The following is a 25841-nucleotide window of genomic DNA, read 5'->3' on the forward strand; positions in this document are numbered from 1 at the left end:
AGGGAGCTTTTTTCTATGAAACGGCATGTGCCGATGAGTGGGTCCATTTGATCGGAGCAAGGGCAAGGATGCAGTCTTTACGAAAGGTTCTCATCGTTTTCTTCGATAAACAATACGCCTGGATGAGTTGATCCGTTTGACGGTGTACAATGATTTTTCTCTTTGTGCACTCTCCATTTTTCTTCATATAAATCATCTCAATCGGTATTTGCTGATGAAGAGATTGTTTCAGTAAATAATTCATGATGCTCACGCTCCTTTCATTTTATTATAAACGAACACACGTTCCTTTTCAACACAAAAAAGAACGTTTGTTCGTTTTTATTTTTCAAAAAAAGAACAGCTTAATCACTGCTCTCCTTGTACCCGTATTTCTCCATTTCTTGATAAATGTCTTTTAATTTTGGATTGCCCTCTCCAACGATTTGATCCTCTACTAAGACAAGCGGATAAAAGAATTCATCATCAAGAATTCGTTCAGACAATTCCTTTTGTTGTTCATTTTCTGGCGGGTGCTCAATATCAATATATGTGATGCGAAATGGCTGATTCGGATATTTTCGTTTTAATGCTGCATCTAACCATTCAAACGTATCTTTTGAAGAAGGCAGATTCACACAGCTGGCGCACAGTACATCTCTTCCATATACATAAAGATCGACGGTTTTGTTCATTTGACAAGCCCCCTATTCTTACTTCATTTTAGCTGAATTTTCTGGATGAAAAAAGCAAAAATCACTTTTTGTTTCAAGATGAGATTGTGCTATAATGAAAAGGAAACTTTGAAACCAATCAATAGATTTTTATCGTCCAGATGAATATAATGGTGATATGTTGTGAAAGGAGCGATTATATCTAATGACTGAAGTCGAAATGAAAGACCAAGTACAGGAAGTACTGGACAAACTTCGTCCATTTCTATTACGTGATGGTGGAGACTGTGAGCTTGTAGACATTGAAGATGGCATTGTGAAATTACGTCTTCTTGGTGCATGCGGCAGCTGCCCAAGTTCAACCATTACATTGAAAGCCGGTATTGAGCGCGCATTATTAGAAGAAGTGCCTGGCGTTGTAGAAGTTGAACAGGTTTTCTAATTCATATATGACATGAAAACGACCCAATTAGGGTCGTTTTTTTCATGATTGACAAAGGCTTTAGCCCTTTGTCTTCTTTTCAGCGTGATATGAAAACCCTTGAAGTCTAGGAAAGACGAGTACTGGCGCGGAGCGAATTTCCTATTCGTGAGCACCAGCACGCAGGACTGACACCGAATGCGAGGGTTTGTCAGCACGCTGAAGCAGCCCGATTAGGGACGTTTTTTTAGGCTAGCTTTTCTCTAAACCATTCCTTTATAAACGTCAGTCTTTGAATGCGCTGCCCCGGGTGGCCGCTTCTGGATAAATCATGAGATGCCTTCGGGAATTTGACCAATCTCGTGTCTTTCCCAAGCTCCTTCAAGGCCACAAAAAGCTGCTCTGCCTGATCAACTGGGCAGCGATAATCTTCATCGCTGTGCAAGATGAGAAGCGGTGTGTTCATCTGATTCACATATTTTAGCGGCGAACGATCCCATAGCTTATCGACAGAATCATAAATATCCCCATCAATCTGCCACCTTGTAAAGAAATAACCGATATCACTTATGCCGTAAAAGCTAATCCAGTTTGAAATGGAGCGCTGTGTGACAGCTGCGCGAAAACGGTCGGTCTGACCGACTATCCAGTTGGTCATAAAACCCCCATAGCTGCCGCCTGTCACGCCAAGCCTTGTTTCATCAAGGAAATCATAGGCTGTGAGCACATGATCAACAGCCTGCATGACATCGTCATAATCAACGTCACCATAGCTTCCTCTCACACGGTTGGTAAACATCTGTCCGTATCCATGACTGCCATGCGGGTTGATATACACGATGGCGTAGCCTTCAGAAGCGAGCATTTGAAATTCATGAAAATACGTATGACCATACATCGCATGCGGTCCGCCATGAACCTCTAGAATGAGCGGATATTTCTTTCCCTCTTCCATCTGGGAAGGCTTCATAAACCAGCCATGCACCTCGTCTCCATCTTTTGACTGAAAAGAAAATGGTTCAGGTTCCGATACGATATGCTCCTTTAGAAAATCATGATGCTCGAATGTGATTTGCTTTAGTTCTGTCTCCCCTAATGTCATCTCATACAGCTCACTTGGTGAGATAGGTGAAAGCCGGCTGAGCAGTAGTTTGGATTCATCTGGATGAAGGCTGAAATTGGTGATATGTTCCGCCTCTAGTCGAACAGGATAGGCTAAACCTTCAATAGAGAAATAATAAATCCCTGTACTGCCTTGATCAGAAACAAGCGCATAAAACCCTTGGCTGTCCTTTGTCCACTGCGGAAGCTGATAGACCTCTCCCATCACGCTATCTCCTGCCATACAGTTCCCAACATACATATCGAGCATTTCTGACAGTTGAACCGTCTTTTCTTCCTTCAGATCATACAGCCATAGTGATGGGAAGGTGGCATTTTGAAATTCGCGCTCATGTCCAATATACAAAAGACTCTCTCCATTTGGAGAAAAAGATACGGTGGAATAAGCGCCGTTTGCTTGTGTGATCTTTTTTGTCTGACCATCTTCTAATGACAGAAGACACACGTCACTTATGTAAGGTATCTGTGGATTTAATTGAATAAAGGCTAGCCATTTGCCGCAAGGAGAAATCGTATGATTCATATGATGAACCTGCTCGCTCGTGACAGGCTCTATCTCTCCTGAATCGATATCCACCTTCACGATCTGCGTGACACGCCCATCTAAAAAGCCTCTTCCATCTGCTTTATAGGTCAAATCATCATATACCGCTGGAGCAAAGTCATCTTGCTCTTCCTTTTTTTCATCATGAACAGATTCTGATTGTTTCAATGACACAGCCGCATAAAGAAAAGCACCATCTGGAGAAAAGACAGGATGAGATACTCCGTAAGGAATCGTCGTTAAGGTTCGCACGCCGCCTCCTTCGCTCTTCATGAGCGCCAGCTGAGGGACTTCCTTTGGCTTTTGTAAAATAAAAGCAAGCTGCTTGCCGTCTTTTGACCAAACTGGCTGATGATGCTTTCCATCCTCAAATGTCCATTGTGCCAGCTCCTCTGTCTCTTCATCTCGAACCCATAAATGGATATTGTAATCGTCCTTTTTCTCATTCACAGTGACTTTTGTAAAGACTGCCTTTTTTCCATCTGGTGAATAAACCGGATGGGAAACAGAAACAATCTTCGTTAAATCTTCTGCCGTCATCAATTTCTTCATGAACGTATCTCCCCCTTTTATGCTTAAAAAATAGTTCGATCCTCTAAATAATAATCCCTGCTTCTTCCCATAAAAACAAGCATAAAAAAAGAACGTGCAGATTCACAGCACGTTCTTTACTTGATTAACAGGATGATGCTGCACGACAACACCTTCTACTGGCACCGTCAGCAAATCGACTTCGCAATGCGGGAAGTTTTGGGCAAGCTGTTCTTTCAGCGCTTCTCCCTTCCCTTTTTCCACTAAGGTGAGGATCGTCGGCCCAGCACCGCTCAAAGCCGTTCCATACGCTCCTTTGAGCGAAGCGACATGCTCTACCTTCGACAGCTCTGGAACGAGCATTGTGCGGTAAGGCTGATGAAATAAATCCTTATTCATCATTTCTCCAACAAGCGGCCAGTTTTGCGTCATTAAGGCGGCCACAAGGACGTTGCTCACAGCACTCGCACTGACGGCATGCTTATAGGAGAAATCCTCTGGCAGGACATCGCGGGCATCCTTTGTCAGCACTTCATAAAAAGGAATCACCACGACGACATCTACATCCACATGCTGCACTTTCACGGCATGTGTTTTGTCTTCTTCATGGAGTCCAATTAGTAAACCACCAAATAAAGAAGCACCCGCATTATCTGGATGACCTTCTACCTCACTTGCATAAAAGAGCTTCTGATCATCTGTCATATTTAATTCAAGAAGCTGATTGGCGAGTTCAATGGCGGCCACGATGGCAGCAGCACTGCTGCCAAGCCCCCGTGCCAATGGAATGTCACTCCACACTTTGACATGAACAGGCGGGAGTGTTTTTCCAAAGTCATCTGCGACCTTTTTGGCTGTTTGGTAAATCAGATTGTCGGTGCCTGATGGAATCCCAGACACGACATCTGTTTCTGCTTCAAACAGCCAGCTATCATGGTCAAAGACCGATAGCTTTAAATAGCGGCTGAGCGCCATTCCAACTGAATCAAAGCCTGGTCCTAAATTGGCAGTGCTTCCCGGTACTGTGATTGAAAAAAGCATGGAGGCTTCACTCATACGCGTGCGGCCTTCTCTAAGTGTTCAAGAATTTGATCTTCATTTGCATCGAGTGTGACCGGCTTGATTTGTGAAATATCGATAGCCGTATTTGGATCTTTCAGCCCATTGCCTGTTAGTACCGCAACAACTTTACTGCCTGGCTTGATTTCTCCAGATTTCACCTGCTTTAGAACGCCCGCAATCGACGCACATGAGCCCGGCTCTGCAAACACACCTTCTTCACGTGCAATCAATTGATATGCATGAAGAATTTCTTCATCAGTCACTTCATCAATCTTTCCGTTTGATTCATCTGCGGCTGCCACAGCTTGTTTCCAGCTCGCTGGATTTCCGATACGGATAGCCGTTGCCACTGTTTCTGGCTGCTCAATCACTTCATTTCGAACGATTGCCGCTGCACCTTCTGCTTCAAAACCGCGCATGACAGGCAGTCCTGTTCCTTTTTTCTCGTGATATTCCTTGAAGCCTTTCCAGTATGCCGTGATGTTCCCGGCATTTCCAACAGGAATCGCCAGTACGTCTGGGGCAGAGCCTAGCTGCTCACAGATTTCAAATGCCGCTGTCTTTTGTCCTTCAATTCTATAAGGGTTGACCGAGTTCACAAGGGCAATCGGCGCTTTTTCACAGATGCTGCGGACGATTTTCAGTGCATCATCAAAGTTGCCGTCAATGGCAATGATTTCTGCTCCGTACATGACGGCCTGTGCAAGCTTACCGAAGGCAATTTTCCCATCTGGAATGATGACAATACATTTCATATCAGCACGGGCTGCATAAGCCGCTGCTGCTGCAGAGGTATTCCCTGTTGAGGCGCACATGATCGTATCATTGCCTTCTTCTTTCGCCTTTGCAACGGCCATGACCATTCCTCGATCCTTGAAAGAGCCTGTTGGATTGACGCCTTCTGTTTTCACATGAAGCTCAATCCCCAGCTTTTCTGAAAGCTTGGCGAGGTGGACCAGCGGTGTATTCCCTTCATTTAATGTTAGTTTAGGTGTAGATTCGTTTACTGGTAAGAATTCCTGAAATTCTTCAATGAGTCCATTCCATTTCATCGGCTTAAACCGTTCCCTTCTACTCGGTACGTGCTCTTCACTTGAACCACCACGTCGAGGTCGTTTAATTTTTGCAGGATATTTGAGAAATCTTCTTCTGAGGTCTGATGTGTAATAATCACAATTTCAGCCAGCTCATCATGTCCTTTCACAGGAAGCTGAAGAATCTTTTCAAAACTGATCCCTCTTTCAGAAAAAATAGATGTAATGCGGGAGAATGCCCCGACTTGATCTCTAACATGAATTCTTAAAAATTGCTGAGCAAATATTTCTGATGAGGATTTGATTTTCTTCTCAAACTGCGGTGCGATAAATCCGCTTCCGTTCACGCCAAGGCGCATGTTTTTCATTACTGCGACTAAGTCTGATACAACAGCTGTTGCTGTCGGCAGACTTCCTGCTCCAGGTCCGTAAAACATCGTTTCTCCTACAGCACTTCCGTAGACATACACCGCATTGAATTCATTGTTGACAGATGATAATGGATGATGATCAGGAAGTAAAGTTGGCTGAACGCTGACCTCTACTTTCTCTCCGTCCCGCTGAGCAATTCCGATCAGCTTCATTGTATAGCCAAACCGCTTACTGAAATTAATATCCTCATCAGAGATATCAGAAATACCTTTCACCTTGACATCCTCTAAATCTACATTCATGGAAAAACCGAGCCTTGCAAGAATCGCCATTTTTCTTGCTGCATCCAGTCCTTCTACATCAGCTGTCGGATCTGCTTCTGCAAAGCCTAGATCCTGTGCTTCTTTTAAGACGTCCTCATATGCGCTTTTATCGACATTCATTTTCGTTAAAATAAAATTCGTTGTACCGTTCACAATCCCCATCATCTTCGTGATTCGGTCAGAGGCCAGCCCTTCCTCCAGCGTACGCAGAATCGGAATTCCTCCGGCGACACTTGCTTCATAATAAAGATCACAGCCATTTTCTTTCGCTACATGTAAAAGCTCCGTACCGTAAAGCGCCATTAAATCTTTATTGGCTGTAATGACATGCTTCTTCTCATTCAACGCATTTATTAAATATTGTTTTGTCTCTTCAATGCCGCCCATCACTTCAATGATGACGTCGACCTCTGGATCTCTAATCACATCGTATACTTCAGTTGTGAAGACCTCTCTTGCGACATCCACATCTCTTTTTTTATCGGGATTGCTCACAAGCACTTTTTGTATTAATACCGGACAGCCGATTTGGTGCATTAATTTATCCTGATGGTCTTGGATAATTTTTACGACACCGCTTCCCACTGTTCCTAATCCTAATAGCCCAACTCGAATTGCCTTCACCTGAAATTCCACCTTTCTACGTAAATGTCCTCTCTAAAAAGACATTTGTTAACCTTACACAGACATTCAATGTACACACATTATAAAGGGGTATCCTCATTTTGACAAGGTAATAAAATAAGAGATTGTCAGAATGAAACCGCTTAACAGCTATTTATATCAAGATTCTATATTTTCAAAATATTTTTGTAAGAAAAGCTCCCGAACACCGGGAAGCCTTATATTATAAACGAACCGGCGTTTTGGCTGGCTCGTCTTGTAAGACAAGCGCAATATTTTCAGCACATAAACGCATCATTGTTTTTCTTGTTTCGACACTAGCACTTCCAATATGAGGAAGGACTGTGACGTTACGTAATGTCGTTAACGGATGAGATGGGCTGACAGGTTCCTGTCTAAATACATCCAGACCAGCGCCGGCAATTTTTCCTGTTGTGACAGCCTCGTATAAAGCATCCTCATCCACAGTCTGTCCTCTTGATACGTTAATGAAATAAGCAGAGTTCTTCATCAGATCAAATGCTTTTTCATTAAACATGTCTTTCGTTTCCGGGGTTAACGGCGTCAGACAGACGATGAAATCAGACTGCTTGAGCAGTTCCTCAAAAGCCGCATAGGTCACGCCAAGCTGCGCTTCTGCTTCGGGTTTTCTTGAACGATTATGATAAAGGACATTCATATTAAAGCCTTTGGCCCGCTTGGCAAGTGCTGTTCCAATGCTGCCCATTCCGACAATCCCGAGCGTTTTGTGATGAACATCAGCACCGGCAAGAAGAAGCGGCCCCCAGCCTGTCCAGTTTCCATTCTTAATCCAATCACTCGCCTCGACAATGCGTCTAGCTGACGCCATCAGAAGAGCAAAGGCTAAATCCGCCGTCGATTCTGTTAAGACGTCTGGTGTATGACATACGGTGATTCCGTGCTTTTTGGCTGCTTCAAGATCAATATTGTCATAGCCAACAGCAAGGTTTGCAACCACCTTGATATTCGGAGCCTTTGATAAAAGCGGCTCATCTATTTGATCTGACAGCATGGTGAGAAGCGCATCCGCTTTAGCAGCTTGTGTTTCTAACTCTTCTCTTGGACACGGCTCATCCTCGCTTGGCCACATCTCAACATGAGCGACTTCTTTTAATGGTGTAAGTGATGCTTCATCCAGCTTTCTTGTGATATAGACATAAGGTTTTGGCAAGAAGAACACTCCTTTAATTGATTTCTTTAAGCATAACGAAAAACGTCTCAAGAGAAAAGAGACGTTTCGTCTGTTCACTAAAACTTCAAATCAGCTGCAGGCTGAATCCAGCCAACAGCCGGAATGGGGGTCCCGCCGCTTCGCATGGCACTCATTTCTTGAAAGACCTTTAGAAAGTATTCATAGCGATTGGCATCATTTAAGACGTAATCTAACCGCTCTTCATAGTATGACTTTTCATTTTCTCCCGACATATAGTAGCCTTCCACAATTTCAAAGTAATGAAGCGGGAACAGCAGGCGGCTGTATAACAAACGCTTTGAAAAGGAGGAAAGAGGTGTCACCTCCTCATATTGCTGAAGAAAGGAAAAGCCTTCTTCAATTAAATCCTCCTTATGCTGTACAAAGGTCTCTCTTAAGTATTCAGCAATATCACGGGTTGGATGATCAAAGACCCAATCCACAGGTAAACGCAGCGGCTGCTCATGCGGCCATGTCATACGTGAAAAGCGCTGATGACAGACAGTGCCTGAGTCACCTTCTTTCGGTTCATCATCAAGCTCAGTATCGACTAAATATTGAATGGCATTCTCCGTTAATCCAAGATAATACGGAAACGATTCAATGAATTTTTGTTCAAACCGTTCCAGCGGTTTTTGATGCATTTGCTGCATCCAAAAGCCTTCGAGCTGATCTAATCGTTTTGCCCATAATTCCTTCCAGGCACCGACACGTTTTGTTTCGGATACTTCATATGGAAAGCCTCTTCCCCTGACATGAAAGGCTGCCAGCTCTGAAGCTTGCTGAAACGAGCGGCTTGAGAGCGGTGGCGCCGCTTTTAATAAAGCGTACTGCTCCTTTCCATGAGTAAAGGTGGGCTTCTCTTCATTTGTTAATTCAAACACAGCGACGTATGGGTCTCCAGCATTCAGTAAATACTGACTGATATGATACAACTCCGAGAGTTCTTCTTCTCGCAAATGAGACACAGGAACAATGAGGAAGAGAGCCTCCGCCGTTTGAAAGCTCTGATAACTGCCATATGGCGTAAATTGACGAACATCAATACCAAATGTGTGATAAATGGTTTCTTTCATGTTTTCACCTGCGTTCCTATGATCAATCTCTTATCATATCGTAGTCGCAGGTTGAGGGATTTATGAATACTATTTACTATCCGAAGCTTTTTACACGTTGTGGACAAATTACGAGGATTGGGTGAGGAATACATGCCGCATCATCATGAGATGAACGAAGTAGAAAAAACAGCAAGACGCCGTTTACAAGAACGAGGCGTAACCATTCAAGATATAGCAGACCTTGTCTACTTTTTACAGGAAAAATATCATCCTGGCTTAGACATGACAGAGTGCATCCACAATGTGGAGCGTGTCATCGCAAAACGTGAAGTCCAAAATGCGATATTAACGGGCGTTGAACTAGACGTACTCGCCGAGCAAAAGAAGCTGACTGAGCCGCTTCAATCAATACTTGAAACGGACGAAAGCCTGTATGGCGTTGATGAAATTTTATCCTTTGCTATCGTCAATATTTATGGTTCAATCGGCTTTACAAATTACGGATATATCGATAAAGAAAAACCAGGTATTCTGGGGAAACTCAACGATAAATCCACAGGCGAATGCCACACCTTTTTAGATGACATTGTTGGCGCTATTGCTGCTGCCGCATCAAGCAGGCTGGCACATAGTGCAAGAAATGCAGAATAAAGAAAAAGAGGACGCGCGCGTAACGCTTGTCCTCTTTTTTTATGATAATCGCTCAATCCACTCGGATAATGAATCAATGACATAGGTTGGCTGCTTTTCGTACTTCTGAAGCAGCTCTTTTGTTGTCACACCTGTATGGACGAGTAATGTGTCCATTCCTGCATTCATTCCTGCCATAATATCCGTATCATAGTTATCCCCCACCATGAGCGTCTCAGACACATCTGTCCCAAGTACACGCATCGCTTGTTCCATAATAATGGATTCCGGCTTTCCGATAAATGTCGGCTGAACCGTTGTCGTCACGGTCAGTACGGATGTTAACGAGCCGTTCCCTGGCAAAAGCCCTCTTTCTGTTGGAATAGCTATATCTCCATTTGTTGAGACAAATTGTGCGCCTTGATGAATGGCAATCGCACCTACTGCTAATTTTTCATATGTAATGCCCCGATCAATTCCAACAACAACGAAATCAGCGTCTTCCTGACCAAACGTCAGCCCCTTTTCTTCAATGGCCTGCTTGATTCCTTCTTCACCGATCACGTAAACTGACGCATCTTTCTTTTGTTCAGCAATATAATTGGCCGTCGCCATACTTGTTGTAAACACTTGTTCTTCTGTTGCTGGAATATCAAATGAAACGAGTTTTTCCGCTACCTGCTTTGGCGTACGTGATGAGTTATTCGTGACAAACAAGTAAGGGATGTTCAACTCATTTAACTTTTGAACAAATTGACCTGCTTCCTCGATCTTTTCTGTTCCTTTATACATGGTCCCGTCTAAATCAATTAAATAGCCTTTGTATTTCATGATGCTCACAACTCCAATGGTTTATTTAAACGCTGATACTGGGCCAAGCTCCTGTTCCAAGTAGGTACGGATGCGGCTTGGAAAGACCTCTAGCGCCTGCTCTACTTCGCTGATCACCTGCAATAAGTCATGATGAACCACTTCCTGATATTGCTGCACAAGTGTTTTGCGGGATGAGACAAGCTTTTTCAGCTGACTTCCTTCCACTTCTGGTACAACCTTTTCATCAACAAGTATATCCATGATGTCATCATAGCTTCCTGGGTCACGCATAATAAAGCCATCAATCATGTCATTTCCAGTATCAAGAATACATTCGACGAGCAAATGAACAATTCGTTCCAGCGCTTTTTTCTCAAGAGGACTTGTCCATGTTTGATGACTCTGCATCAATCCATATTGCTCCTCGAAAAAACGTAATGTCTCTTCAATCTTTTTTCTGTCTACGAAATACATTATGACGCTCCCCTTTGCGTTATTTTCTGATTCGCTTTAAGACAAAATAGGCACAGCCAAAATTACAGTATTCATAAATGTATTCATCGAGTGTGCTGATTTTAGTATCAAATGTGGCCTTTTGGTTTTGGTCATCAAAGAACCCTTTCAGCCTGAGCTGATTATAGCCCCAGTCCCCCACAATATAATCATACTTATTTAAAATATCTGAGTACCTTGCTTTAAACGCTTCTTCATTAAAGCCGTCTTTGATATCTCTTACAAGATCAAAGGTAGCATTCTGAACGACGATCATCTTCTCACCTCTTTTTAAACGATCCATCTTTAATGATAATTCATTGGAAGAACTCCATCAATTGCTAAAGCATGTTTTTTACGATTTAGACGAAGCTAAAGGAAAAAGGAGGTCACATTTATGAAGAAACAACTGACAGCCGCGATTCTCCTCAGCATGCTTTTAGGCGGGTGCGGCTTTCAATCAGGTATGAACCGGCAAGTGGATGAAGATTCTTCAAGTAAAACCATCCGTCTGTCGGATCGTCATGAAGGAAATAATTCCAACATGCCAGAAGCAGATACAAACAGAGCAGGATATGTTCGTTATCAGCGCCAGCAAGTAACGGATCAAAAAGAAAGAACCCCTGCTTTAAATCGTGAGCATCTTGCCCACGTGATTACAAGTTTAACGGTGCAGCTGCCAAACATCAAAGATGCAGCCACACTTGTGACAGATGAGGATGCACTCATCGTGTATCGAACAGGAAACAAAAATCGTGATGAATCTGCCGATCAAGTAAAGAAAACGGCGGTTTCTGTTCTCCCTCGTTATTATCATGTATACGTCTCTGATAATCCAGAGCACTTTCAATCCATTGCCAATTTTTCACGTCTTCAAACCAATTCACGTGATTTTGACCAAATTTTAACCAAAACGATTCAGCAAATGAAGTATTCTCCTCAAGGCGGGAACATATCGAATCAAGAAGATGCAAATGGGATGACGAATTCCGACCGTACGATGAGAAGAAACGCCCCTTACGGCCAAAATTAATACGAGAAAAACGCCAGAGAGCTCTGGCGTTTTCTTTGTTATGCTTGCGCCTGACGTTTTTTAGACGCTTCGTTTACTTGTTCATCTGCATGGTAGGAAGAGCGCACAAGCGGCCCAGCTTCACAGTGGCTAAAACCTTTTGACATCGCAATTTCCTTCAGCTCTGCAAACTCATCCGGATGGTAGTATTTTTGAACTTTCAAATGCTTTTTCGAAGGCTGTAAATACTGGCCAATCGCCATAATATCCACATTATTGGCAAGAAGATCATCCATGACTTCAATGATTTCTTCCTTCGTTTCACCAAGTCCAATCATAATGCTTGATTTTGTTGGAATGTCTGGCTGCATTTCTTTTGCACGACGCAAGAATTCTAATGAACGATCATATGTAGCACGCGCACGAACTCTTGGCGTTAATCTGCGAACTGTTTCAATGTTGTGATTTAAAATGTCAGGACGAGTGTCCATTAACGTCTTCAAGTTATCATAATTACCGCCCATATCTGAAGGGAGAACTTCAATGGTCGTGAATGGGCTTTTTCTTCTAATCGCACGAACGGTTTCAGCGAACACACCTGCTCCGCCATCCTTTTGATCATCCCTTGCAACCGCTGTTATGACAGCGTGCTTTAAATTCATTAAGGCTACTGAATCTGCCACGCGTTCTGGCTCTTGCAGGTCAAGCTCAGTCGGAAGTCCAGTTTTCACCGCACAGAAACGGCATGCGCGCGTACAAACAGATCCAAGGATCATAAATGTAGCGGTTCTTCTCACTGCCCAGCATTCATGAATATTCGGACATTTTGCTTCCTCACAAACGGTATGCAGGTTGTTTTCCCGCATCATTTTCTTTAAACCGGTATAGTTTTCATTCGTATTCAGCTTAATTTTAAGCCAGTCCGGTTTTCTTACGTGCTCTTCCTTCTTTGCCAATTCCATCATCTCCATATGAATTCGTTAAAGGTGCATCTACAAAAATCTTCCTGCTATATACGATGGATGCAGCCAAGAAGCTGCAAAAAATTGAATCTTCGGCCTAAAGCCTTTTCTTTAGACACTTTAACATAGTACAGATTGAACAACAAGGGAATGAGCTGCAAAAATACCCAAAAGCCTCCTAAAAAAACAGAAGAAAATTACTAACATTTTCTTCTTATGAAATAGAGTGTTCTAACCACACTAAACGGTAGAAGATGATGCTCGATGAAAGGAGATGGACGTTTGTGAAAGTGGTTTTAGCCATCATGATTGCTCTTTCAATGCTCCCTTTACCTGTTCATGCAAAAGGGACGGGCAAGCAGCCAGATGAATTGAAGCAAAGAATGGCCCTATATGAAAAAGTCTCCATCACAACACAGGTTCCATGGTATGTACTTGCTGCAGTTGATCAGTATGAACACAATATTCGAAAAAGCAGAAGAGATTTACCGAAACAAAAAGGCGTCATTGGCATCTACATTCCCCGGGAAATGTGGATTGGACCAGAAAACCCGAATAAACAGGATACCTCTCCTTTAAGCATTAAAGTGTTTGATGGAATTGGTCTTGATGGGAATGGGGATGGCAAAGCAAGCAGCGATGACGATGAGGATGTATTGTTCACGTTTGCTCAATACTTGCTTCACTACGGCAGCAGCATTGATCAATTAAAAATTGGCTTATGGGACTATTATGGACGTGATCAAACCGTTGGAATCATTTCATCTTTTATGAAGCTATATAAGCACTACGGCCATCTTGATCTTGGAAAGCATGCTTTTCCTCTTCCAGTTGGAGCTGACTACAGCTACCGAAGTACATGGGGAGATGCGAGAGGGTTTGGAGGCAGAAGAATTCATGAGGGAACCGATTTATTTGCCCATTATGGACTTCCCGTTCGTGCGACATCGTATGGCGTGATTGAAATGAAAGGCTGGAACCGTTTTGGCGGCTGGCGGATAGGTATTCGAGATATTCATAATCATTATCATTACTTCGCTCACTTAAATGGCTTTGCGAAAGGACTCAAGACAGGTCAAATTGTTGAACCTGGCCAGGTGATTGGGTCTGTCGGAAGCTCCGGTTACGGCCCTCCTGGCACTGCAGGAAAGTTTCCGCCGCATCTTCACTATGGCATGTACAAAGACAACGGCAGAACGGAATGGTCATTTGATCCATATCCTCATTTGAGGGCGTGGGAAAGAGCTGAACGGAAACGAAAGTAAATAACAGCCCAATCTTTGTTGGGCTGTTATTCCTTTTTCTCCTTTTTCTCTGGGAGAACAATTGATGGAGCACCTGAGTTTGTTCCACTGCCATTATAATAATCTGGTACGTCTCCTTGAACGGCTTGTATGGAGACAGGAACAGAGTTTTTAACTACGATTGTTTCAGAAGCAAATGGGATAATGACTCTTACCTTGACCTCGATCAGAACACTAATATCAATCAAGGCATTGTTGATACCATAAGGCTTAATGTTTTTTTCAACGTCCGTATGCGGATCACCAATCACACTAAAGCGCACAGGCACTTTTGGTCCGAGGTTGGCGATGAGTGCATTTCCGGATGCTTGCCCAAGCGGAATGTTATATATAATGCCGTCATGTCCATCTGTTTGATCCTTTAATGCTTCTTTTGCCTCTTTTTGAAAGTTCCCCTTTTCAATGTCCTCTAAATTTTTTTGAAGATGACGCGAGAGGTCAGCCATTGCTTTCGATGTTGCTTGCGCATTAAAATCGATGGTCGTCACTTTTCCGTTCTCACTTGTATTCATGACCACCATATCCTTCATATTCTCCTGATCATCTGCAAAGTCTTGCACTGAATATTGTATGAGGTGATTGGCGATGCGCTCTGTTTCGAGTTCAGCAATGTGAATAAGGGTAGGTTTAATGGATCGGTTGATAAAAAATAAACTAATCACGGTTGAGAGCACAAAGAATAAGATCGCAAGCAGCATGACGTAACGAAATGGCAAAGGGCCCTTCTTGTAGGGGCGATAACGGCGGTTCATTCTCAATAAAAAATCCCCCCTTCTCCATTACATGTGTATGCAGACAGGCGGGGGGATAGGAATCATCTCTCTATTTTATTTCACCATTTTTAATAATGCATCTCTTCCAATTGTTCCAGCTGAGATGCCCAGCGCTTCTGCGGCGTATGTCACAGATTCTAAAGGAGCATCGAGCAATTGCTCAATGGTTCTTACACCAACTGCTCTTCCTGCAATAATTCCTCTATCTGCAAGCTTTTCATTCAAGAGCCCGACATCCAGTGCACCGCACATAATATACCCATGTTCATTTGATACTGCCATAAAATTTGTCTTCGGCAGCTTGACGGTGACCGCTGTAAAGGAATGGCCATCAATTGTAATAGGTGTTAAATTCACCAAATCCCTTCACTCCTCTCATCACAATCTATGTGAAAAGAGGGCGCGTGTTGTTAGGCTGAAGCGGATTTCAATTGGCTTCCTTCAAGCGCCATGTCAGAACATCACGTAAAAATTCAGGCATGAAATATTCAATGTGTTCGTGATCACGGATATGAGGAAAAAGAGAGCCTAATGTATACATATCGACTGTGCCAACTGTATAGGAGGCGTCTTTTTTGATCAATTGACCATGTACAAAGACATCCTTCACCCGTTTGGCATCGCCTTCCTCTAACGTATAGCTGAGTCCGCTATATAGCATTTTCCCCATTAGCTCACCTCTAAATCCGAAGCCTTTGATGCGCAGCTGTTCCATTTTTTCTTCACAGCCCCGTCGAACTGTTTCGATAAGCTGTTGACCGGTAAGCGTCACCCGAATGGGATTAATGGGATGCGGACATATCCGGTGGATTTCTTCTCTTGTGACGATCCCTGCCTCTAATGAATCAAGCACCATTCCTGCATTCATCATGCCAATATCTGCTCCGCACCAATCTTTAATGGCATCTGTTAAGAGCTGCGGAAGCGGAGATTCGTCGAACCATTTCGTTTCTAGCTTCGACTCAATCGTTGTCACTTTTTCCTGCATGAGTGCTTTCGCTCTTCTTTTTGCTTGCTGTAAGGTGGTGATGGCTTCATCTGATTCACTGATGAGCTGATCTACTGACTGTACTGTCGCTTTTTTCTCTATCAGCTCTTTGCGCGCTGTATCGATCGTCAGCTCAACACAGCCAATATAATGCCCATACTTTTCAGCGCATGCAAGCAGCACACCATTGTCCATTTCACCTTGTTCTAACAGATGATGCGTGTGTGAGCCTAGGATGATGTCGATGTCAGGGAAATCACGGGCGACCTCTCGATCATGGATGATACCGAGATGGGATAAAAGCACAATGACATCTGCCTGTCCCTTCACTTCCTGCAGCATGTCCCGTATGCTGTCAAACGGATCAGTAATGTTCCAGCCCAGCTTTTCATATACAGGTGTATACGCAATGGTCACGCCTAAGAGACATATCTTCAGTCCGTTTTCCATTGTGATCATATGATAGGGCTTTGCCCATGATGGCCTTTTGCCTTTCTCAAATAAATTAGACAGGACCACTGGAAATTGTGCATTCTCATATAAGTGATCCAGCTGATCATGGGGCAGCGTAATGCCTTCATTATTCCCGATCGTGACTCCATCATAGCCAAGCTGATTGAGGAGCTTGACGTTTACCTTTCCATAATCCGCTTCGGATACGAGGTTCACTCGATCCATATGGTCGCCAATATCAAACAAGAGCATCTGATCGTGAACTTGACGCTTTTCTTCAATATAAGCTGCAATTTTTGGCCAGTTCTCAAAGTGGCTGTGCAAGTCGTTTGTATGATATAACCATAGCTTCTGCAGCATGTTGATCTCTCCCTCAAGTTGTCACTGACCGTCTCATTCAGGTTGAAAGCTTCAGTCAGCTCTCGGTTAACTAAATAAATCTAACTGCTTCGGAGACAGGTTTGAATAGGTGATATCCAGCAAATCAATCATCTGCTGGCCATTCGCCGCTGCATCTCCGCCAGAGTTATTATTAAACACGACATAGACATCTTTCGATTGCTGATGCAGGATGTCGAGATTCTTTTTCCACTCTTTTAATTCAGCTTCATTATATAAATATAAGTATCTTACTTCACGCCAATTCTCATGGTCTGCCGGGTGAAGCCAGCCCTGTTTATTCCTCCCGTGAAATCGGACCAAGGTTTTATCACGGTGTGTAGCTTGTATGACTGGCGGAATGGAGCCTTCTCCGACTTGCGGTTCATCACAGACGGAATGAATCCATCCTTCCTTTTCCATAAAAGACAAAGTCTGCTCATAAAATTCCTCTGAAAACCATGTACGGTTTCGGAATTCGAGAGCACATGGAATATCTCCCATCTTCTCCTTACACCATCTTAAATAGTGAACGTGCTCTTTTTTGCAATCAAACCAAGGTGGAAATTGAAAGAGCACCATGGCCAGTTTCCCTTCACGAATGAGCGGAGTCAGCGAAAGAATAAATGCATCAAACATGTCCTCCTTCGAAGCAAACGGAATCTCGCCCCTTTGATGTCCAGTCATTCCTTGGTATGCTTTCACAACAAATTGAAAGTCATCTGGCGTATCCTTTATCCACTTTTCATGATTACGCTCAGGCTGAACCGCATAAAAGCTGGCATCCAGTTCCACAATCGGAAACGTTGATGCGTAGTGAAACAGCTTTTGCGCGCTGCCGATTCTCGGCGGATAAAGACTGTCATGATCTCCCCAGCCAGTTAATCCGATATAAATCATGTTTCTCACCTCTTGCCACTCTCATGTATAGACGGCTTCCTCACATCAAAGCCTTTATTCCTTGTGATACCCATATTTCTGAAAGAAATTCTTCTGTCTACAACATATCATATTTGCTCGTAATTCTGAATGAAGATGACTGGCGGCACGTGATTTTGTCCTGACGCTCTGTTTGTTTGTTATATGAATTGACAACTTTCTATCTAAAATGATTTTAGCTGATAACATAAAATGCATATCAGAGATGTTGACAGTGATTGTCCATTTTTTTATTCATCTTCACCAATAAAGGAGACCCAGTGGATATGAACATAGACGATAATCAGTTTAAAATTTTACAAAAATTGGCCAAAAAGATTCACAAGCCCATCTATTTGTTTAACCAGCATGGACGTATTCTCTATACCTCTTCCCCCATGATCACGAGCCCAGAATGGATGCACATTCTCCCCTTTTTCCAAAGCAGGACAACTCATTCTTTTTCAATGATACATGCAAAACAAACCTTTTCCATCTTTCCAATTGATCTAAACGAACAAACATGTGATTATCTGGTCATCCTTGCTTTCATTCACCTTCAGAATAAAACTTTGCATGGGATCATTGCAAAAGCAGTAAACGAAATGTCGATTGCACGTATGAGACAATATGCCGCCCTGCAAACGGCCAAGCGTGCTAGAAATGAGGGCTTTCGCAAATGGATAGAGAGGGCATCGTCTTCCCAGCAACATCCCTTACATTTCGCTCAGGCATTTGGATTAAACGCCGAATGCCGCTATCTATGTATGATCTGTCAGCTTGACGAGCGCAGTGATTCCACATGTTTTATGAAGCAGCAAATGGTTTTAGATCAAATGGTTGATCTGCTCGAAAGTGCACTTCCAAGCTGCCCATTTCCTGCTTTTCTGTTTGTCAAAGGTGATATGGGTGTTGTATTGATGGAGGAGACTGGCAGTTGGCCGGAGGTTAGCGGCAGGCTCAGCTCTTTTTTAAAACAGTTGCAGATGCTTGTTAAACTGCAAGTGAATCATACTATTTCTTTTGGGGTGAGCTTGACGGGCTGCCTCATCTCCCATCTGTCTGAAGGCTACAATGAAGCATTAGAGGCTCTTCAAACAGGACATCTCTCATCGCGTACTGAATATATTCAATTTTATCAAGCGAAGGATGTGCCAGATTTACTAAGGCTCATTCCAAGAAAGGATATGATCACGTTTCACCAGCTGCACCTTCACCCGTTATCTGAACCATCACAAGTCGATCAAAGCCTTCTTCACACCTTATCTGTCTATTTAGAAACCCATTGCCACATTTCAGAAACAGCCAAACGATTGTCCATTCATCGCAACACGGTCATTTATCGCCTCGAGAAGTGTGAAGAATTGCTTCGAATCAGCTTAAAAGATTCTGACGCAACATTGCGGCTGCGCTTAGCATTCCGTATTCAAATGTTTCTCTCATCCCATCCTGATTGAATTTTTTCTTCTGAAACTTCATATAGTTTGGAGGAGAAAAATGAGACTCAAGGAGGGATGATAAATGGATGATGAGCTCCGTCACATCCCGCAGCCCATTCGAAAGGATGGCGCGGGTGCCACCGACTTAGGCCCGCGCGATGTCCTTCGAGATTTAGAGAACCCAGATATGCTCGTTCCCCCTAAAACCGATGCCGGAACAATCCCCAATTTAAAATTTTCATTTTCTGATACACACATGCATTTGAATCACGGCGGCTGGTCGAGGGAAATTACAAAGCGGGAGCTGCCGGTTTCAACAACGATTGCAGGTGTCAACATGCGGCTCACACGCGGAGGTGTTCGTGAGCTTCATTGGCATAAGCAGGCGGAATGGGCATATATGATTTTAGGCAAAGCCCGCATCACATCTGTAGATGCAGAAGGGCGAAATATGATGGCTGATATAGAAGAAGGCGATTTGTGGTATTTTCCACCTGGTATCCCGCACTCTATTCAAGGACTTGAGGATGGTTGTGAGTTCCTTCTTGTATTTGATGATGGCGATTTTTCTGAATTTGATACATTCACGATTACAGACTGGTTTGCCCATACATCGAAAGAGATTCTCTCCGCCAATTTTGGTGTTCCTAAGAAATTGTTTGACCATATTCCGAAAAAGCAGCGCTATATGTTTCAAGGCTCGCCGCCGTCATCCTTAGAAAGCCAAATGGTATCTGATCCATACGGCAGCATCAAGCCGCCATTTACGCACCAGCTTCTTCGTCAAAAACCGATAACGACCTCTGGCGGAACCGTCCGAATTGTCGATTCACGGAATTTCCCGATTTCAAAAACGATTGCAGCTGCACTTGTTGAAGTAAAACCTGGCGGCATGAGAGAAATGCACTGGCACCCTAATAATGATGAGTGGCAATACTATTTAACAGGTACAGCTAAAATGACGGTCTTTGGAGCAGGAGGTACTGCCCGCACCTTTAATTACAGAGCCGGTGATGTTGGATATGTTCCTTTTGGCATGGGGCATTACATCCAAAATATCGGCCAAACGAGCCTTTGGTTTTTAGAGATTTTTAAAAGTGACCGGTTTGCAGATATTTCGTTGAATCAGTGGATGGCCTTAACCCCGCCTCAATTAGTGAAAGAGCATTTACACGTAGATGAAGCGATGATTCGTGCGCTTCATAAAGAAAAATCACCTGTCGTGAAATATGAGAGATGATGCGATTTTGTTTATAAAAAAACCGATCATTTTTAGATGATCGGTTTTTAATCATGGTTAACCCTTATCGATACCACACTTTTGCTAAATTGTTTTTAAAGTTACTATCTTTGAAAGGTACGTTTGCACTACCAAAGTCTGTTGTATTCAGTGCATGTCTTGCAGCCGGCGTTAGATCATCCCAGCCAATTAAAGGCTGCATTCCTTTTCCGCTCACATTGCCGCTTACATTCAACTCATGATTTAATGGCCAGTTGCTATCATAACCTACTAAAGGATTTGTCCCTAAAATACTTGCTGCACTCGGTGCTACTTTCTTATATTGTCCATGACCTGAGTAAGCAATCGATTGAACACGCGGATTGGCTACAGCTGGATTGTCAATCCAAACGACAATGGATTCCCAATCATGACGATGACCAAAGCCTGGTGAAGGATTATATTTTGGGAAATACCAAGCATACATAATCGCCCAGCTGCCATTGTACCAATCTGAACGTGAATATACTTGACCGATATTACTGCTGCATCCACCATTATGTGAACCGCTCGTTTTTAACCCTCTGCTTGTGTTTCCAGCAGCATCTACAGCTGGGAATGGTACACATCCATGCCATACTTTCAAATAAGGCTGAAATTTTTTCGCCGCTTTTTGTGTAACAGTTGTTGGGTTGACTTCTCTAAAACCAACTACCTTGTCATGATCAATTTCTGCCGCATGACTGCTGAAGGCACTGCTGTACTAAACATGGTGACGATAAAAAATATAATGGCAAAAATAAACTTCTTCATTTTCTATCCCCTTTTCTCTTGATTATCTCAGTTACCTCATGCTGTCGAGATTGATGTTACCATTGCGGAAAAAACCAATCAATCACTTTTTACATAAAATGCACAATTTAGTATTTTATTAACAAATTTTTATCGATCCTAAAGACCTAAATATATGGATTCTCTCTTAGAAATATTGATAAACTCTACTATTCATTTAGATAAAATATAAAACATATACTATTTCTAATTGAAATTTTTCTAAATACATTTCATTCAATAAAAAAAGACTGTAGATCAACTACAATCTTCCTTGCGCTGCATGAGCATGCTGCACTTTTTTCCCCCACACGATGGATGCAGCGAAGCTTACGCAAAGCACCAGTGTTCCAAACATAAAAGGAAATTCAATATTCATATCAAATAATATACCCGCAAGACTCGGTCCGACGATATTGGCAAGGCTCATAAAGGATGTATTGAGACCGCCTGCTACCCCTTGCTGATTGCCTGCCATCTTGGACAGCAATGTATTGAGGGCTGGACGGACGAATGACGTAGCCGATAAAAATAAAATCGAACCTGTAAAAATCAACCAAAAGGACGGCGCAAAACGGCAGGCGATCAGCATGAAAGCCGCACCTAACAGCGCATAACGGACGACTCTCATCTCTCCAAATCGTTTCACACAGGCATTCACTAACGCCCCTTGAACAAGCACCCCGGCAAGACCTGCAACCGTAATCACAAACGCAATATCTTTAGGTGAAAATCCGTGTTTTTGGTCTACATATAAGCCAAAAATCGATTCAAAATGAATGATTCCGAAATTGAGGACAAAGGCCAAGATAAACAAAAAGCCGTACGATGTCCTTAGAGCCTCGATCATTTGTACAAAAGGATTGAAATGAATATCCTTGTTGAGGCGTGCCTCTTCCTGTTTTTCCTTTGTTAATGTTTCAGGTAAGAAGAGGATGGATAACAAAGTAGAAAGAGCAGCAAAGGAACCGGCAATCAGAAATGGAAATGCGATCCCGTACTCAACCAAATAGCCGCCTACGCCCGGTCCAATGACAAAACCTAGTGTCATCGCTGCACTGAATAGACCCATTCCTTTCCCTCGATCCTTTTCACTTGTGATATCAGCGATGTATGCAAACATGGCCGGCATAAGCAAAGCCCCAGCAGCACCGCCTAAAAACCGAGACACGAACAGCATCCAAAGCTGATCAGCAAAAGCAAAAATAAACTGAGCAATCGTAAAACCCGCAATCCCCGCAATGATCAATTTTCTTCGTCCAAATCGATCGGTCAGTGCCCCGGCAACCGGCGATAACGCAAATTGTGTAAAACCTGTTGCAGCGACAAGAAAACCGAGTGTTTTCCCTGTTGCACCAAAGGCTTCGATGTAACTCGGCATAACAGGTACAATGAGGCCAAAGCCAAGCATGGCAATAAAAATATTGAGCATCAAAATGTATAATCTGCCCATCTTCTTCATATAAAAACCTCTTTCTGCAAAATAAATGAAAATGATGACAAAAATGGTGAGAACTTCTCCAGTATAGCGATAACCTCATCTATAAGTCTAGTTTTTCAAAAATTAGCGTTCTTTTCCAAAATAAAAATACCCGCCAATGGCGGGTATTTTAGATATCGTTATTCAGCTTGTTCATAGATAGAAAGAGCCGCCTGAAGCCCTGCTCCGCAATGGATAGACGCACCATGTTTGATGAGGATCGCTTCAAGCCCTGCTAACACAAACAGCACATTTTCCTTTCGGCAGCTGTAGCCCATTGTCCCAATTCTCCATATACGGCCGGCAAGTGGTCCAAAGGAGCTTGCAATCTCAACCCCAAAATGATGGAGCAGGTCGGCACGGACCGCTTCTCCGTCAATACCACTTGGAATGACAATACAAGTCACAACCGGCATTTTACAATCTGGATCACCAAACAATTCAAGCCCCATTGCTTCAAGACCTTTCATCAAGGCTTTCTCATGAAATGCGTGCCTTTGAAAACGTTCAGACAGCCCTTCTTCCAGCACAAGACGAACCCCTTCTCGCAGTGCATAGAGCATCGTTGTCGCTTCTGTATGATGATTTAATCGTCTTGGGCTCCAATAATCCTGAAGCTGGCTTAAATCAAAATAATTGCTTTTGATTGGAGAAATGTCCATTTGTTTTTGTAATTCATCCTGTGTCGCAATGCCTTTTTCTACTTTCTTTCTCGATTCAATGACAGCTGCGACCCGGTCATTATACGTAATAGGTGACATACCTGATGGAACAGATAAACATTTCTGCGTGCCGCCAATCGCCGCATCAATTTTCCATTCATCCACTTTTACCTCGACACCGCCAATGGTTGCCACAGCGTCTACAATGAACAGCGCATCAAGAGCCCGGCATGCTTGCCCGATTTGCTTGAGCGGCTGTAATCGCCCGGTGGATGTTTCCCCATGAACCATGGCAACGATTTTAGGCTTGACCTGATTTATTTCTTTGATGATGTCGTCAGGGTCAAAAACCGTCCCCCATTCACATTCCATTGTATGTACCTCAGCACCGTAGCGCTGTCCTATTTCAATGAGCAGGTGACCGAAGCGGCCAAAGACAGGTACAAGCATTGAATCTCCCGGCTCAATCACACTGGCGAGCACAGCTTCAAGCCCTGAACGGGACGTACCGTCAATTGGATAAGCCCATCTGTTTTCTGTTTGAAAAAGTGACCGCAATAAGGTCATTGTTTCATTCATAATGTGTGTAAATGCTGGATCAAATTGACCGAGAATAGGCGTGCTCATTACACGGAGTACTCTCGGGTCTACTTCTACGGGTCCCGGTGTCATAATTGTTCTTGAAGGTGTTTGCAGTTCTTTCACGTGATCCATCCTCTCCCTTGCTGTCCATCCTTATAAGCCCACTTATACAGGAATGCGCTTAAAATAGCAATCTCTTTTCCTATGAACTTATTACATAAAATTTACGAGAAATCCATTTATTTCTTCATGGCAATATGATAGAAATAAAGAGAATACATTCCCTATCAAGGAGGAAATCGAATGAAAAGAACTTTATTTGGAACTGTGGCCGCCGGAATCATGATATTCGGCACATTCGCCGCCCCGCTGCCTCCAGCTGCAAATGCTCAAGCCTTCACGCTGAATGAACCAAGTCAAACGATCACCTTTTCCCCGTTACAGCTTCAAAACGAAACATCTGCACAACAAACGCAAACTGCCGCCACAAGTCAAATCGATTCCTATTACCAATCTGCTGCTGGCAAGTCAGGACCCGCTCTTAAGAAAGCCTTACACGATATCATTGATGATCATACGCAGCTCTCCTACAGCCAGGTTTGGAATGCATTAAAGGAAACAGATGAAGACCCCAATAACCCAAACAATGTGCTGCTGCTTTATAGTGGTGCCTCCCGCTCAAAGCAGTCGAATGGCGGAAATGTGGGCCAGTGGAACCGGGAGCATGTCTGGGCCAAGTCTCACGGCAATTTCGGGACAAGCCAAGGGCCTGGGACAGATCTCCATCACCTTCGTGCGGCAGATGTGCAAACGAACAGCACACGCGGAAATTTAGATTTTGACACGGGTGGTAATGAATACAAAGGAGCGCCGGGCAACTTCTACGACAGCGACTCATTCGAACCTCACAACCGGGTCAAAGGAGATGTCGCGAGAATGCTCTTTTATATGGCGGTTCGCTACGAAGGCGATGACCGCTTTCCAGATTTAGAATTGAACGACAAAGTGAATAATGGAAGCTCTCCCCTTCACGGCAAAATGTCTGTACTTCTCAAATGGCACAAGCAGGACCCAGTCGATCAAATCGAACGGAACCGCAATGAGATCATCTATCAAACGTATCAGCACAACCGCAACCCTTTTATTGATCATCCTGAATGGGCAGGCGAGATTTGGGAATAAAAAAAGGGCACTGCTACGAGCAAGCAGTGCCTTTCTTTTGTTCAAGCGGACAAACAAGACAATAATCGAGACTCTCCGATTTTTTCTCAAGCTTATAATACATACAGCAGGTCTTCCGGTTGGATGTTTCTAGTAAACTGTCGTCTAGGTTTAGGCTGTGCTGAAATGGATTTTGCTGAGCTCCGAATACATCACCAGCCGCTTGCTTCAGATACAGATAATCCTCCCGCACACGCTGCTTCACCGCAGGTTCTTCCGCTTCCCGCATCATGCTTCGATAAAGAGAGTTGATTCGTACCGCTACATTTTCCCATAAAATACGATAAGAGAGTTTTGATGTGCGGTTCAGCACGTCTAAAAGAGGCGTGACACACTCCGTAAACAGTGCACGCACGACCTTCTCTCTCCACTCATGCCGGTCTCCTTCTAGTGGAACAAACGAAGACGCCGTCTCATCCAATTCAATTTTCCGATCCTCTCTAAATGCACATGCTGCTGGTGGAAACTGATAGACACCGTCATACATCGTCATCAAGTATAAAGAGGAACTGACGGCTAAGTAGGCGTACCGCTTTGAAAACATAGAAGCTGCTACCGCAAGATTCGGTGCATGCATCGCTTCCTTTTCAGCTTCTAATAAACGCATGACGGCTGCTTCTGAAAAAAGCGCAGCAAGTGTGCGATCAGATGTCATTGGTCCATTTGTGATGTGTACCCCAAAATCAAGTAATTCTCTCTCAACCCACTCTGGCCTCATATCAAAACC

At 43.4% G+C, this 25841-nt stretch carries 26 protein-coding genes and 1 pseudogene; 7 read left to right on the forward strand and 20 right to left on the reverse strand.

Annotated elements, in window-relative coordinates; genetic code table 11:
- Window positions 1-13: 13 nt before the first annotated feature.
- Both NSQ25_RS14810 and NSQ25_RS14815 read right to left on the reverse strand, forming a co-directional pair.
- On the reverse strand, window positions 14-244 hold the full coding sequence (locus tag NSQ25_RS14810; RefSeq protein WP_046313316.1) for a hypothetical protein: 231 nt from the start codon (window positions 242-244) through the stop codon (window positions 14-16).
- A gap of 100 nt (window positions 245-344) precedes the next feature.
- Window positions 345-674 carry a YuzD family protein gene (locus NSQ25_RS14815; protein ID WP_081124789.1) on the reverse strand — a complete coding sequence of 110 codons (330 nt, stop codon included), beginning with the start codon at window positions 672-674 and terminating at the stop codon, window positions 345-347.
- Window positions 675-795: 121 nt separating this feature from the next.
- Here NSQ25_RS14815 and NSQ25_RS14820 point away from each other — a divergent pair.
- Window positions 796-1095, forward strand: a pseudogene (locus tag NSQ25_RS14820) (NifU family protein).
- Window positions 1096-1321: 226 nt separating this feature from the next.
- Here the strand turns inward: NSQ25_RS14820 and NSQ25_RS14825 are convergent.
- The 6 genes from NSQ25_RS14825 to yutH all read right to left on the reverse strand — a co-directional run bounded on the left by NSQ25_RS14825 (window position 1322) and on the right by yutH (window position 8975).
- On the reverse strand, window positions 1322-3292 hold the full coding sequence (locus tag NSQ25_RS14825; RefSeq protein ID WP_326135738.1) for a S9 family peptidase: 1971 nt from the start codon (window positions 3290-3292) through the stop codon (window positions 1322-1324).
- Between the two features lie 102 nt (window positions 3293-3394).
- Complete coding sequence (thrB, locus tag NSQ25_RS14830) at window positions 3395-4327, reverse strand: homoserine kinase (protein WP_070325983.1); 933 nt, start codon at window positions 4325-4327, stop codon at window positions 3395-3397.
- Window positions 4324-5385 carry a threonine synthase gene (gene thrC / locus NSQ25_RS14835; RefSeq protein WP_326135740.1) on the reverse strand — a complete coding sequence of 354 codons (1062 nt, stop codon included), beginning with the start codon at window positions 5383-5385 and terminating at the stop codon, window positions 4324-4326. Before thrC ends, thrB begins: the two co-directional genes overlap by 4 nt.
- The gene (locus NSQ25_RS14840; protein WP_034282622.1) at window positions 5382-6686 is read right to left on the reverse strand and encodes a homoserine dehydrogenase; all 1305 of its coding nucleotides are present in this window, start codon (window positions 6684-6686) and stop codon (window positions 5382-5384) included. Before NSQ25_RS14840 ends, thrC begins: the two co-directional genes overlap by 4 nt.
- 223 nt (window positions 6687-6909) lie before the next feature.
- Window positions 6910-7878 carry a D-glycerate dehydrogenase gene (locus tag NSQ25_RS14845; protein WP_034282624.1) on the reverse strand — a complete coding sequence of 323 codons (969 nt, stop codon included), beginning with the start codon at window positions 7876-7878 and terminating at the stop codon, window positions 6910-6912.
- Window positions 7879-7955: 77 nt separating this feature from the next.
- Window positions 7956-8975, reverse strand: a complete 1020-nt coding sequence (yutH, locus tag NSQ25_RS14850; RefSeq protein WP_034282627.1) for a spore coat putative kinase YutH — start codon at window positions 8973-8975, stop codon at window positions 7956-7958.
- Between the two features lie 132 nt (window positions 8976-9107).
- Here yutH and NSQ25_RS14855 point away from each other — a divergent pair, with 132 nt between their 5' ends.
- The gene (locus NSQ25_RS14855; protein ID WP_025094161.1) at window positions 9108-9608 is read left to right on the forward strand and encodes a phosphatidylglycerophosphatase A; all 501 of its coding nucleotides are present in this window, start codon (window positions 9108-9110) and stop codon (window positions 9606-9608) included.
- Window positions 9609-9647: 39 nt separating this feature from the next.
- Here the strand turns inward: NSQ25_RS14855 and NSQ25_RS14860 are convergent, their stop codons facing one another.
- Genes NSQ25_RS14860 through NSQ25_RS14870 form a run of 3 tightly spaced genes read right to left on the reverse strand, consistent with a single transcriptional unit; the run spans window position 9648 to window position 11169 of the window.
- Complete coding sequence (locus NSQ25_RS14860) at window positions 9648-10421, reverse strand: TIGR01457 family HAD-type hydrolase (RefSeq protein WP_326135997.1); 774 nt, start codon at window positions 10419-10421, stop codon at window positions 9648-9650.
- A gap of 18 nt (window positions 10422-10439) precedes the next feature.
- Complete coding sequence (locus NSQ25_RS14865; RefSeq protein WP_034282630.1) at window positions 10440-10874, reverse strand: DUF86 domain-containing protein; 435 nt, start codon at window positions 10872-10874, stop codon at window positions 10440-10442.
- A gap of 19 nt (window positions 10875-10893) precedes the next feature.
- Window positions 10894-11169: a YutD family protein gene (locus tag NSQ25_RS14870; protein WP_024423368.1), complete on the reverse strand. Its 276-nt coding sequence runs from the start codon at window positions 11167-11169 to the stop codon at window positions 10894-10896.
- A gap of 120 nt (window positions 11170-11289) precedes the next feature.
- On the opposite strand from NSQ25_RS14870, the gene NSQ25_RS14875 reads away from it, so the two are divergent.
- Complete coding sequence (locus NSQ25_RS14875; protein ID WP_024425978.1) at window positions 11290-11925, forward strand: YhcN/YlaJ family sporulation lipoprotein; 636 nt, start codon at window positions 11290-11292, stop codon at window positions 11923-11925.
- Window positions 11926-11963: 38 nt separating this feature from the next.
- Here NSQ25_RS14875 and lipA read toward each other — a convergent pair whose 3' ends face one another.
- Window positions 11964-12860 (reverse strand): lipoyl synthase, encoded by an 897-nt coding sequence (gene lipA, locus NSQ25_RS14880; protein ID WP_008360456.1) that lies wholly within the window; start codon window positions 12858-12860, stop codon window positions 11964-11966.
- A gap of 326 nt (window positions 12861-13186) precedes the next feature.
- On the opposite strand from lipA, the gene NSQ25_RS14885 reads away from it, so the two are divergent.
- On the forward strand, window positions 13187-14131 hold the full coding sequence (locus NSQ25_RS14885; protein ID WP_229137106.1) for a M23 family metallopeptidase: 945 nt from the start codon (window positions 13187-13189) through the stop codon (window positions 14129-14131).
- A gap of 26 nt (window positions 14132-14157) precedes the next feature.
- On the opposite strand, the gene yunB is transcribed toward NSQ25_RS14885, so the two are convergent.
- The 4 genes from yunB to NSQ25_RS14905 form a co-directional block, all read right to left on the reverse strand.
- Window positions 14158-14928 (reverse strand): sporulation protein YunB, encoded by a 771-nt coding sequence (gene yunB, locus NSQ25_RS14890; RefSeq protein WP_080701219.1) that lies wholly within the window; start codon window positions 14926-14928, stop codon window positions 14158-14160.
- A 69-nt stretch (window positions 14929-14997) separates the two neighbouring features.
- Window positions 14998-15303 (reverse strand): DUF1805 domain-containing protein, encoded by a 306-nt coding sequence (locus NSQ25_RS14895; protein WP_034282637.1) that lies wholly within the window; start codon window positions 15301-15303, stop codon window positions 14998-15000.
- A gap of 67 nt (window positions 15304-15370) precedes the next feature.
- Window positions 15371-16744, reverse strand: coding sequence for a bifunctional UDP-sugar hydrolase/5'-nucleotidase (locus tag NSQ25_RS14900; RefSeq protein ID WP_326135306.1), 1374 nt, complete (start codon window positions 16742-16744; stop codon window positions 15371-15373).
- Window positions 16745-16810: 66 nt separating this feature from the next.
- Entirely contained in the window at window positions 16811-17662 is an 852-nt protein-coding gene (locus tag NSQ25_RS14905) for a DUF72 domain-containing protein (protein ID WP_034282640.1), read from the reverse strand.
- Between the two features lie 305 nt (window positions 17663-17967).
- Here NSQ25_RS14905 and NSQ25_RS14910 point away from each other — a divergent pair, with 305 nt between their 5' ends.
- Both NSQ25_RS14910 and NSQ25_RS14915 read left to right on the forward strand, forming a co-directional pair.
- The gene (locus tag NSQ25_RS14910) at window positions 17968-19137 is read left to right on the forward strand and encodes a helix-turn-helix domain-containing protein (RefSeq protein ID WP_326135741.1); all 1170 of its coding nucleotides are present in this window, start codon (window positions 17968-17970) and stop codon (window positions 19135-19137) included.
- Between the two features lie 64 nt (window positions 19138-19201).
- A complete protein-coding gene (locus tag NSQ25_RS14915) occupies window positions 19202-20359 on the forward strand; it encodes an oxalate decarboxylase family bicupin (protein ID WP_326135742.1) in 1158 nt (385 codons plus the stop codon).
- A gap of 64 nt (window positions 20360-20423) precedes the next feature.
- On the opposite strand, the gene NSQ25_RS14920 is transcribed toward NSQ25_RS14915, so the two are convergent.
- From NSQ25_RS14920 to NSQ25_RS14930, 3 genes are all read right to left on the reverse strand, one after another.
- Window positions 20424-20984: an NPP1 family protein gene (locus NSQ25_RS14920; protein ID WP_342497911.1), complete on the reverse strand. Its 561-nt coding sequence runs from the start codon at window positions 20982-20984 to the stop codon at window positions 20424-20426.
- 447 nt (window positions 20985-21431) lie between these two features.
- Window positions 21432-22631 (reverse strand): MFS transporter, encoded by a 1200-nt coding sequence (locus NSQ25_RS14925; RefSeq protein WP_061110038.1) that lies wholly within the window; start codon window positions 22629-22631, stop codon window positions 21432-21434.
- 158 nt (window positions 22632-22789) lie between these two features.
- A complete protein-coding gene (locus tag NSQ25_RS14930; protein WP_326135744.1) occupies window positions 22790-24025 on the reverse strand; it encodes an alanine--glyoxylate aminotransferase family protein in 1236 nt (411 codons plus the stop codon).
- Between the two features lie 171 nt (window positions 24026-24196).
- On the opposite strand from NSQ25_RS14930, the gene NSQ25_RS14935 reads away from it, so the two are divergent.
- A complete protein-coding gene (locus tag NSQ25_RS14935) occupies window positions 24197-25075 on the forward strand; it encodes an endonuclease (protein ID WP_326135746.1) in 879 nt (292 codons plus the stop codon).
- Between the two features lie 13 nt (window positions 25076-25088).
- Here NSQ25_RS14935 and NSQ25_RS14940 read toward each other — a convergent pair whose 3' ends face one another.
- The gene (locus NSQ25_RS14940) at window positions 25089-25832 is read right to left on the reverse strand and encodes an IucA/IucC family C-terminal-domain containing protein (protein WP_326135747.1); all 744 of its coding nucleotides are present in this window, start codon (window positions 25830-25832) and stop codon (window positions 25089-25091) included.
- Window positions 25833-25841 lie beyond the last annotated feature (9 nt).

Origin of the sequence: Bacillus sp. FSL R5-0512 (assembly GCF_038593295.1) — a bacterium.
GTDB classification, from domain to species: domain Bacteria; phylum Bacillota; class Bacilli; order Bacillales; family Bacillaceae; genus Bacillus; species Bacillus safensis.

Excerpts from the sequence above, each read along its gene's own strand:
- thrB (WP_070325983.1), bottom strand. The coding sequence starts at position 4,327 with ATGAGTGAAGCCTCCATGCTTTTTTCAATCACAGTACCGGGAAGCACT.
- NSQ25_RS14810 (WP_046313316.1), bottom strand. The coding sequence starts at position 244 with ATGAATTATTTACTGAAACAATCTCTTCATCAGCAAATACCGATTGAG.
- yutH (WP_034282627.1), bottom strand. The coding sequence starts at position 8,975 with ATGAAAGAAACCATTTATCACACATTTGGTATTGATGTTCGTCAATTT.
- NSQ25_RS14910 (WP_326135741.1), top strand. The coding sequence starts at position 17,968 with ATGAACATAGACGATAATCAGTTTAAAATTTTACAAAAATTGGCCAAA.
- NSQ25_RS14905 (WP_034282640.1), bottom strand. The coding sequence starts at position 17,662 with ATGATTTATATCGGATTAACTGGCTGGGGAGATCATGACAGTCTTTAT.
- NSQ25_RS14865 (WP_034282630.1), bottom strand. The coding sequence starts at position 10,874 with ATGTATTTCGTAGACAGAAAAAAGATTGAAGAGACATTACGTTTTTTC.
- NSQ25_RS14875 (WP_024425978.1), top strand. The coding sequence starts at position 11,290 with ATGAAGAAACAACTGACAGCCGCGATTCTCCTCAGCATGCTTTTAGGC.
- NSQ25_RS14915 (WP_326135742.1), top strand. The coding sequence starts at position 19,202 with ATGGATGATGAGCTCCGTCACATCCCGCAGCCCATTCGAAAGGATGGC.
- thrC (WP_326135740.1), bottom strand. The coding sequence starts at position 5,385 with ATGAAATGGAATGGACTCATTGAAGAATTTCAGGAATTCTTACCAGTA.
- NSQ25_RS14900 (WP_326135306.1), bottom strand. The coding sequence starts at position 16,744 with ATGCTGCAGAAGCTATGGTTATATCATACAAACGACTTGCACAGCCAC.
- NSQ25_RS14930 (WP_326135744.1), bottom strand. The coding sequence starts at position 24,025 with ATGGATCACGTGAAAGAACTGCAAACACCTTCAAGAACAATTATGACA.
- NSQ25_RS14825 (WP_326135738.1), bottom strand. The coding sequence starts at position 3,292 with ATGAAGAAATTGATGACGGCAGAAGATTTAACGAAGATTGTTTCTGTT.
- NSQ25_RS14870 (WP_024423368.1), bottom strand. The coding sequence starts at position 11,169 with ATGATCGTCGTTCAGAATGCTACCTTTGATCTTGTAAGAGATATCAAA.
- NSQ25_RS14940 (WP_326135747.1), bottom strand. The coding sequence starts at position 25,832 with ATGAGGCCAGAGTGGGTTGAGAGAGAATTACTTGATTTTGGGGTACAC.
- NSQ25_RS14935 (WP_326135746.1), top strand. The coding sequence starts at position 24,197 with ATGAAAAGAACTTTATTTGGAACTGTGGCCGCCGGAATCATGATATTC.
- NSQ25_RS14885 (WP_229137106.1), top strand. The coding sequence starts at position 13,187 with ATGCTCCCTTTACCTGTTCATGCAAAAGGGACGGGCAAGCAGCCAGAT.
- NSQ25_RS14925 (WP_061110038.1), bottom strand. The coding sequence starts at position 22,631 with ATGAAGAAGATGGGCAGATTATACATTTTGATGCTCAATATTTTTATT.
- NSQ25_RS14815 (WP_081124789.1), bottom strand. The coding sequence starts at position 674 with ATGAACAAAACCGTCGATCTTTATGTATATGGAAGAGATGTACTGTGC.
- NSQ25_RS14855 (WP_025094161.1), top strand. The coding sequence starts at position 9,108 with ATGCCGCATCATCATGAGATGAACGAAGTAGAAAAAACAGCAAGACGC.